The sequence below is a fragment of the Rhodococcus sp. P4_B6 genome, assembly GCF_056402215.1.
In genome coordinates, this window is record NZ_JBFUHV010000251.1 from 1 (window position 1) to 9,411 (window position 9,411).

Annotated in this window: 6 protein-coding genes and 1 pseudogene; all 7 read left to right on the plus strand. The window is 61.4% G+C overall.

Annotation, left to right across the window (positions count from 1 at the left end; translation table 11 throughout):
* The coding region (locus tag AC1DWT_RS46925; RefSeq protein ID WP_477925887.1) for a class I adenylate-forming enzyme family protein at positions 1 to 1,384 on the plus strand (1,384 nt) is incomplete at its 5' end.
* Positions 1,385 to 1,403: 19 nt separating this feature from the next.
* Positions 1,404 to 2,923 (plus strand): annotated as a pseudogene (locus AC1DWT_RS46930) (AMP-binding protein).
* A gap of 479 nt (positions 2,924 to 3,402) precedes the next feature.
* Complete coding sequence (locus AC1DWT_RS46935) at positions 3,403 to 4,254, plus strand: alpha/beta fold hydrolase (RefSeq protein WP_241962034.1); 852 nt, start codon at positions 3,403 to 3,405, stop codon at positions 4,252 to 4,254.
* 1,027 nt (positions 4,255 to 5,281) lie between these two features.
* The gene (locus tag AC1DWT_RS46940) at positions 5,282 to 6,481 is read left to right on the plus strand and encodes an acyl-CoA dehydrogenase family protein (RefSeq protein ID WP_477925888.1); all 1,200 of its coding nucleotides are present in this window, start codon (positions 5,282 to 5,284) and stop codon (positions 6,479 to 6,481) included.
* Positions 6,478 to 7,647 carry an acyl-CoA dehydrogenase family protein gene (locus AC1DWT_RS46945; RefSeq protein WP_164065122.1) on the plus strand — a complete coding sequence of 390 codons (1,170 nt, stop codon included), beginning with the start codon at positions 6,478 to 6,480 and terminating at the stop codon, positions 7,645 to 7,647. Before AC1DWT_RS46940 ends, AC1DWT_RS46945 begins: the two co-directional genes overlap by 4 nt.
* A gap of 30 nt (positions 7,648 to 7,677) precedes the next feature.
* Positions 7,678 to 7,893 (plus strand): hypothetical protein, encoded by a 216-nt coding sequence (locus tag AC1DWT_RS46950; RefSeq protein ID WP_105417948.1) that lies wholly within the window; start codon positions 7,678 to 7,680, stop codon positions 7,891 to 7,893.
* 716 nt (positions 7,894 to 8,609) lie between these two features.
* On the plus strand, positions 8,610 to 9,411 hold an 802-nt coding region (locus AC1DWT_RS46955; RefSeq protein ID WP_477925889.1), incomplete at its 3' end, for a carotenoid oxygenase family protein.

Below are 9,411 nucleotides of genomic sequence, written 5' to 3' on the forward strand. Positions count from 1 at the left end.
CGCGATGACCGGCCGGGTCCTGGTTGCCCTCAACCCGCAAGCGGGAATCGACGAGCTGCGATACACACTTGCAAACTCCGAAGCGACGATGCTTCTCTTCACGACGTCCTACCGTGACCGTGACTTAGGCGCCGTCATCGAGGCGATATTGCCCGATTGCCCACTTGTGCGAGCAGCTCACTCTCTGGATACCGTCGCCCGTTGGGCAACGGAATCGCATGATCCCGCGTTCGAGTGGCCGTCCGTTGATCCCCACACTGCCGCCATGCTGCAATACACCTCGGGCACCACGGGGAAGCAAAAGGGCGTTCTCCTCGCACACCGGTCCATGGTCAACGTTGCACGCATCACGCTGCTGACCGCTGGCGTCGAACCCGGCTCGGTCATCCTCTCGCCTTTTCCGCAGTTTCACACCGCCGGATGCGTAACCTCGACCCTCGGAGCGCTCGCGGTCGGCGGCACCCTCGTCATCGTGGACCGCTGGAATCCGACGGAGGTACTGGCGACCGTCGAACGTGAGGGGGTCTCGACGATTCTTCTAGTACCCGCGATGTTGCATGGTCTCCTGCAGACGGCGAAGGCGGGTGATATTGCACCCCAAACCATTCCCACCATCCTGGTCGGCGCCGCAAGCGTACCCTCCTCGATGATCGAGAAGGCTAGGGAATTGTTCGGTGGCACGGTGCTCAACGTCTATGGTCAAACGGAGCTATCGGCCCCATTGACCGCGACGCGACGCGACGACAGCGCGAGGGGCATCACCACAACAGTCGGCCGCCCGCTTCCGCAGGTCGAATGCCGCATCGCCGATCCGGTCACGGGGCATACGCAAGAGGTCGACGTCCCCGGAGAAATATGCGCGCGTGGTTACCAGCAGATGCTGGGGTACTTTCGAGACCCTGAGGCCACTGCCCGCACCGTAGACCTCGACGGATGGCTCCACACCGGCGACCTCGGATCGATGGATGAGCGTGGGATGATCACGCTCACCGGCCGGCTCAAAGAGTTGATCATCCRGGGAGGGGAGAACATCTCTCCGAACGAAGTGTCCGACTGCTTGAGCGGTCACCCCGCTGTCGCTCAGGTGGTCGTTGTCGGAATACCTGATCAGCGGCTCGGTGAGATCGTCGCAGGAGTGGTGGTGTGCAACGCGGCCACCGACCATCACGCACTTCGAGAGGATCTGGAACGGCACTGTGCGACGCATCTGGCGGAGTACAAGGTGCCACAGCGGTGGTACTTCACCGACACGCTCCCCACCACTGCTTCGGGCAAGGTTCGCGCCCTCGAAGTTCGCCAGATGATCTCCGACGGAACCCTGCGTTGCGAGACGGCCGCAGAAGCCTCTCTGGCTGATCGTCACCCACCGTCCCACCGTCGATAACGACTCGAGAGGTAGCGACATGTTTCCCGGTGTGCATGCTGTGACATCGCCTGACCGGCCAGCTGTAGTCATGAGCGAGTCGGGACGCACTCTGACCTATCGAGAACTCAACGAGAACTCGGCGAGGTTCGCGCGGGTTCTCCACGACCTGGGGCTTCGTAAGGGCGACGCGTTCGCTTTTGTGTCGGACAACGCGCCGGAGTGCTTCGAATTATATTGGGCTGCCCTGCGCTCCGGTCTGTACGTGACACCGGTCGATCGCAATCTCTCACCCGTCGACGCTGCCTTCATCATTCACGACAGTGATTCGAAGGTTCTCGTCGTTTCGGCGGGTGTCCGGGCCTTTGCCGAAGCGTTGGTTCCGCTCACCCTGCAGATCGCGGACCGCTTCTGTTTCGGCGGTCAGATCGAGGGGTATCGGTCCTACGAGGACATGCGTGCGAACGCAGGTGTGCCGCTTGTCCAGTGTCCCCGCGGCTCCGACCTGCTCTACTCCTCTGGAACTACGGGCCGCCCAATGGGGATGAAATCGCCGCTGCTGCAGATCGAGGTCGATCAGCCGGGAGATCCCACCACGAGCGCCATCGGCTCTGCATATGAATTGACCTTTTCGGATGTGTATCTCTCGCCGGCCCCGATCTATCACGCTGCACCTCTTCGTTGGTGCGGTGCTGTTCACGCGTATGGGGGCACCGTGGTAGTGATGGAGAAATTCGACGCGGAGGAGGCTTTGCGGGTCATCGAGCAGCATTTCGTTACCGTCGCCCAGATGGTGCCGACTATGTTCGTGCGTATGCTGCAGCTGCCCGAAGCCGTTCGCGCGAAATACGACCTATCCAGTCTGCGCAGTGTCGTGCACGCTGCAGCACCATGTCCTCCCTCCGTCAAGAAGTCCATGATCGACTGGGTAGGAATGATTTTGAACGAGTACTACTCGCCCACCGAGGGAAACGGATTTACCACCATCTCGTCGGACGAATGGCTCACGAAACCCTGTTCGGTAGGTCGCAGTGTGCTCGGAACACTGCATATCTGTGACGACGAGGGGGCAGAGCTACCCGCCGGCGAGGTTGGCACCGTCTATTTCGAACGTGAAGACCAGCCGTTCGAGTATCACAAGGACCCTGAGAAGACTGCTGCTGCTCGACATCCCGACCATCCCACCTGGACCGCAGTGGGTGACCACGGATTTCTTGATGCGGATGGCTATTTGTTCCTGGCCGATCGCACAGCAACATGACCACCTTCAGCAGAGTCGACCGCTGCCCGGAGGAGGTCGAAGACGTCTTGATGATGCACCCGGCAATCTACGACGTTGTTGTGATCAGCGTCGACGATCTGAAGCGGGGACAGCAGTTCAAAGCAGTCGTGAGGGTCAAGCCGGAAGTCCGCGAATGTTCCGACCTAGCTGCCGATATCATCGACTACGCCCGCGACCGAGTCGCGCACGAGAAGGCACCTCAGAGGGTTGACTTCGTCAACGACATACCACGCACTGCGGCCGGAGAGTTTGATAGGCGTGAACTCGAGCTGAGTTAGACCGAACAGTCCGTTCGGGTAACGCTTGTACTTCGCTAGCCCGCCCCGGACAGCGACGTCCGCCGCAGGATTCGACTGCTCGACGTGCGGGAAGTGATTGATGGGACGGTAGAGCTCAAGAAGGCAATGTGCTGCTCATAGGCGCGGATCCGGCGCCCGGTACGCCAAAGCATGACTTAATCTATATTAAGACAGGCTGATGAACAGTCGTCAAGTCAGTCGACAATCCGGCGGGGGCTACGACGGCCCGCGAACGAGCAGAAGTGACGGGCGCTGGGAGCACGATTGACAGAAGGCCGGTTCCGCCAAGAATATCGCCGCTGTATGTACCCACATCCCGAGATCTGCTGGCGAAGAATGCCGCACGGCCTCACCGCCCGCAGACATGGTGGCGGCCACGGAATGGCATCTGTCATCGAATGCGCCTAGATCAGACAACACGCGCGAGGAGGCTTCTCCTTGCCGACGAGAGGAACGGCGTGTCGCACGAGATCGTCAAGTTCGAGGTGAATGACGGCATTGCGCTAGTCGGCGACTTGTGGCTTCCTGACCCTGTGGTGCCACCTCGCGGCTCGATAGTCATGCTTCACGGCGGCGGACAGACTCGCCATTCCTGGAGGGTCAGCAGCGCGCTGTTCGCTCGGGCGGGCTGGAAAGTCCTCGCATACGACGCTCGTGGTCACGGCGACAGTGACTGGGATCCGACCGGAGACTACCGGTTCGATGCGATGGTGAGCGACCTCAGTCGCGCATGTGCGCTCGTAGGCGGAGACCCGGTCGTGGTGGGCGCATCAATGGGCGGCATCGTGGCCATGCTGACAGCAGGTGAGGCTCCGGGATTCGCGCGGGCACTCGTTCTCGTCGATATCACGCCGCGAGTGGAAGAGTCAGGCGCGGCGCGCATTCGTGACTTCATGGAGGCCTCGCCTGATGGCTTCGCCGACCTGCAAGAAGTCTCCGACGCGATCCATGGCTACAACCCGCATCGTCCTCGACCCGCATCACTGGATGGGCTCAGGAAGAATGTCCGTCTGCATGCGAACGACCGTTGGTACTGGCACTGGGATCCTCAGTTTCTCACCCAGTCCGACGAAGGAATGAGCGTTGCTCACGTCGAGCGCCTTGCACAGGCGGCGGGAGCAATCACCGTCCCGACCCTGCTGGTCCGCGGGAAGCACTCAGACGTCGTCAGCGAAGCAGGCGTGCAGGAGATGAAGGCGCTCATCCCTCAGGCCCAGGTCGAGTCGGCAGACGCCGGCCACATGATCGCGGGTGACGACAACGATGTCTTCGCCACCCATGTGGTCGAATTCCTCGATAACCTCGGCTGAGGCTCGTCTGGCGGGGGGATCCACACCACGTCGGCTCGGGTCTCGTCGTGAGTGTCACCTCGGCCCGCATCCCGGATCCGCTTCTTCGTCATCGGTCCAAGCCTTCGTTGGTCGCCTTTGGCGAGTAGCCGCGCGCCCAACCCCGCCTCCCGAGTCCCTATCGAGTGCTAGCGGGTCTGGCCATGCGGCAGACTCGTGACCGGTAGCGGCGGGTAGGTGAGTGCTCTACCTGCTGGACTTGGAGTCCTGGAAAACGATCGTGCCCTGCCGGTCCGCCGGGCAGAACGGAATCGCTGATGGAATGTCAGTGCCACTGAAGCACTGCCACATAGATTGCTGACAGTTCTTCCGCACGCTGACGGCAGGGAGTGGCGAACATGACGCAGCGAGACGCGCCGCTGATGTTGCTGTTTGTAGGAGACGTTTGAACTCAGGATCATCATGATCTCGAGCTGATGGGCCCGGCCGGACGGAGGCTGAGCAAGGCCGGCTTCCGGAAGGAGTGGACGGGATCGCGCGGTTGCATGCGCTGATCGGGAAACAGCTCGCCGAAGTGGTGATCGGGATCTGGACCGCTGGCCGCGGCGGACGGGACGTGCCCACCACTTCGGTATTTTCGATTCCACGCGAGCGTCGGCAACGCCGAGACGGGCGACCGATACAGCAGCGGTCGGTGGGACTTGCCGAACTTTGAGTCGGCACGTCGACCTGCACGCAGCGACCCGTGGTGGTCAATCCGCATCCGGGGCACCCCGCAGAAGGTCGACGCGAGGGCGTCTGCCGCGTCGCAACTACGATCGCGAAAGACTCAGGACGCGAAAGACTCAGGAATGGCGTCACCATCGCGCGGGAGTCTTCACGGCTTCTTCTCGAACACTATGCGACGCACCGTCATTCTTCGACACGTTTCGGAATCGATGAGGGGTTCGAGGCCGTGACGCGCCTCCGTTCTTCATGTAGTATACAGTTTTGAATCAAGTTTCAAAAGCATGCGCTCGTGTCGAGCGTATGAGGACGGGAGAATGTTGTGGATTTCACCCTCAGTGCGCAACAGCTGGAACTGCAGGAGCGTGCGAAGGCCGCGGGAGCCGCCCTTCGTGGCAGGTCGGCGGAATGGGATCGGTCGAACAAGGTGCCGTACTCCGAGGTCGTGGAGCATGTCAGGGCGCACGGGCTCCTTGGCCTGACGATGCCTACCGAGTACGGCGGCCAGGGACTGACCGCGATGGACTATCTGATCACCGTCGAGGCGATGTTCAGGAACTCGCAGTTCTGGGCGATCGGCGAGCCGCTGTTCGCCACAGCCGGACCGGGACCGTGCATGGTGATGATGGCCGAGTCGCAGGCGACCCGGGACAAGTTTCTTCCGGACCTCGTCACCGGAGCAAGGCAGTGCGCCATTGCGCTCACCGAGCCGGATTTTGGGTCGGACTTGACCTCCCTCGTCACCACTGCAGAGCGAAGAGGCGACGATTGGGTCCTCAACGGCAAGAAAAACTTTGTGACCGGAGCAACGGTAAACCAGCTCTATGCCGTGTTCGTTCGGTTCGATGACATTCCGGGGCACCGAGGAATCGGCGCGGTCATCGTCGAAGAAGGCATGCCTGGTGTGACGATCGAGGCTGGCCCCGAATTCCTTGGGTGCCGAGGTATCCCTCACGGGGACCTGACGCTGGAGAACGTCGTGATTCCTGTCGAGAACATCATTCGGGGGCCGGGCAGCTTCGGTGACCTGATGACTGCCTTCAACATGGAGCGATTGCACAACTGTGCGTTCAACCTCGGCATGGCTGGCGCCGCATACGACGAAGCGGAGAGGTTCGTCCGCGAACGAGTCGCCTTTGGACGGCCATTGGCCGAGTTCCAGGCCGTCTACCACGCCCTGGTCGACATGTGGACGGACCTCGAGGCGCTGCGGCTGATGGCGCGAAATGCCGCGGCCTCGGCAATCGACGGTAACTACCCGCGGGCGTTGGAGACAACGGCCGCCAAGCTCTACGGCGCGCGAGTGGCCTCGCAGATCACGCTGAAGGCGCTGGAGCTCCATGGCGGCTACGGGGCGACCACGAATTTCGCCATCGAGCGCATCCATCGAGACGTCGTGGCAACAATTGTGGCCGGCGGCAGCCCGCCAGTGTTGAGGAACGCGATCGCCGCGTTGATCCTTCCTGGCGTCAGCGTGTCACAGCGTTCTGCGGGCGCCCCCCAGATGGCTCCGGTCTCATGAGCAGCGCGATCTACGAGGACGTGCACGAGCAGTACCGCGACACGGTAAGGACTTTCATCAAACGGGAGGTCACGCCTCACTACGCCCGTTGGGAGGAGGAGGGTGGAATCGACCTGTCAGCCTTCACCGCCGCGATCAACGCTGGAATCTACGGACTGGGGATCCCGGAGAAGTTCGGGGGACCGGGCGAGACCGATGTGCGCTTCCGGATGGTGGTCAGCGAGGAGATGGCGCTGGCGAGAGCGACCACCTTCTCGATCGGCCTGGCGAACCAGGACGACATGGTTCTGGTCTACCTGCTGGACCTCGGTACGGACGAGCAGCTCGATCGCTGGATGCCTGGTCTTGCGGCGGGCGAGATTGTCGGAGCCGTCGCTATGACCGAACCGGAAGCGGGCAGCGATTTGCGGGGGATGTCAACGATGGCGCGCCGAGACGGTGACGAGTGGGTCTTATCAGGTCGCAAAACATTTATTACGAACGGCACGATTGCCGGAATCGTCATCGTTGCGGCGCGCACGGTGAAAGACGATGGTTCTCTGGGCTTCAGTTTGTTCGTGGTCGAGGACGGCATGCCTGGATTCGAGCGCGGGCGGCCATTGCAGAAGGTGGGTCTGCACTCGCAGGACACCGGCGAGCTCTTTTTCAACGATGTGCGTCTACCACTGGAGAACCTGCTCGGCACGTACGGGACCGGGTTGTCACAGCTCAAGAGGCACCTCCCACGCGAGAGGCTGAGCACGACACTTGGCGCGGTTGCGGATGCTCGCGCCATCTTCGACCTGACCGCTGCGTACTGTTTCGAGCGAAAGGCATTCGGTCAGCCGATCGGTGAGTTCCAGAACACACGGTTCGCGCTGGCCGAAATGGCGACCGAACTGGACATCGCGGAAACCTATGTCGACAGCCTCGCCGTCCGCCAGAACGCTGGGACCCTGACGGCCACGGATGCGGCGAAGGGTAAGTGGTGGACCACTGAGCTCCAGAAACGGATCGTTGACCGATGCGTCCAGCTGCATGGCGGCTATGGGTACATGATCGAGTATCCCGTTGCCCGTGCCTTCATCGACTCGCGCGTGCAGACGATTTACGGCGGTACGACCGAGATCATGAAAGAGATCATCGGGCGTGACATCGCCTCGTCATTCAGCGTGCACAATCCCTAGGTGCCACCGTCCTGACAACGGAGGTGCTTTATGACGACGTTGACATCCGGCTCACTGCTGGTTGACCAGACGGACGGCAGCTGTCGTATCACCTTCAACCGCCAGGATATCCTCAACGCGCAGAATCCCGACATGCTCGAGTCGCTGGGCGCGGACGAGCGAGTCGCGGCGGGTTCTCGGGGAGCGGATGGCACGACTCGCGGTGGGCGGATCAGCGGTCAAGGGGCGTTAGTCGTTCGCTCCTGATTCGAAGCCGGCCGCCAACCTTGCCCGTCTCTGTAAGCATGAGCCGTTCCGCGAGGACTTCGCGGATAGGCGGGCTGCGATTTGAGGCGCCACCCCGACGGGTGCTGTCCCGGCAGGTCTTCGGAGTGCAATACGTGCATTCGAGCGGTACCCGATGCTTGGTCTGACTATCCTCCGTCTGGCATGAGGTTATGCGAGAAGTGAAAGCAGCCAGCTCGGGTCCGATGCCTCGCCGTTCAAGAGGAAAGGCTCCTCCTCCTACTCCTCGTTGATCCGATTGCACGGGGGCCGGAGGCTCGAATTTGAATGGCAAAGCCGATGACGGACCTCAAAGCCTCTTCTCCAGCGGCCCATCGCTGAGAGGAATCCGCCGGCATGGCGCTCCTGCAGCCACCTGACGATCAGATATGGCGGTCTGTGCCGACCGTAGCCCGCCGACTCCGGTGTCTTGGACCGTCTTGGCAGCATCCAGAGGCTGAAGTACTCGCCCCTCACCGCCGACAGAGCCGTTCGGCGAGCCGCGATCGATGATGGCGCTGAATTGCTCGCTAACGACTAGCTCGCGGTGGCCACCCTAAAAGCGCGAAATGCCCTGAGCGGCCGATATGTCGGAGGTCATGCTGCGCTCATTCTGAACTCGTCGTGTTGACACGTGATCCTAGCCAAGAGCATAATTAAATCAAGATTCAAAAAAGTAGATTCAAGACTGAGGAGCGATGAGCATGCAGCAAAGGGGAGTGTTCTGGCCCATGGCCTTCGAGGCCACGGTTCCGGAATGTCGAGTCATTGAGGGTCAGATCCCCAAGGACATCTACGGTGGGCTGTACCATAACGGCCCGACCGTTCGACGCCCTGCGCGTCAGGGGGTCGAGAGTGTCTTTACCACTGATGGCATGGTTCAGGGCTTGGTTCTCGAGAACGGAAAGGCGTCCTTCCGCAACCGGTGGGTAAGGACGCCCAAGTTCCTGGCCGAGGAGAAGGCCGGAGAAGCCCTCTTCGAGTGGGAGGACTGCGCGATCAGCCAAGACTGGCGTGCGATGGGTCTCGGTGACATCATCCGCAATGAGCAGACGCGTCTGCTTTCTCACAACACGGCGCTGGTGAATGCTTTCCCCTTCGCTGGCGACATCTTCGCGATTGGTGAGCAGGCCGGGGCTCCGCTTCGCATCGATCCAATAACGCTCGAGACCAAGGGTTTTCCCTCCTGGGGCAAGGACCTCTCACGGGGTATCCGTGAGCCCATCGACGAGAATGACGGCAATATGGCGCCGCACCCGAAGTGGGATGCGGACACGGGGATGCTGTATGCGTGGGGTTACAGCGACGTGCGCCCGTTCGTCACCCTTCACTGGATCAAGCCCAACGGCGATGTCCAGTCGCGTCCTATCCTCGATGCCCCGTACAACACCGTCGCCCACGACGCGTGGTTGTCCGAGAACTACTTCATTCTGCCGTTCCAACCGTTCACGCTCTCGAGCGAAAAGGCGAATAATGGCCTTGGTGGGTACGGATGGGAAG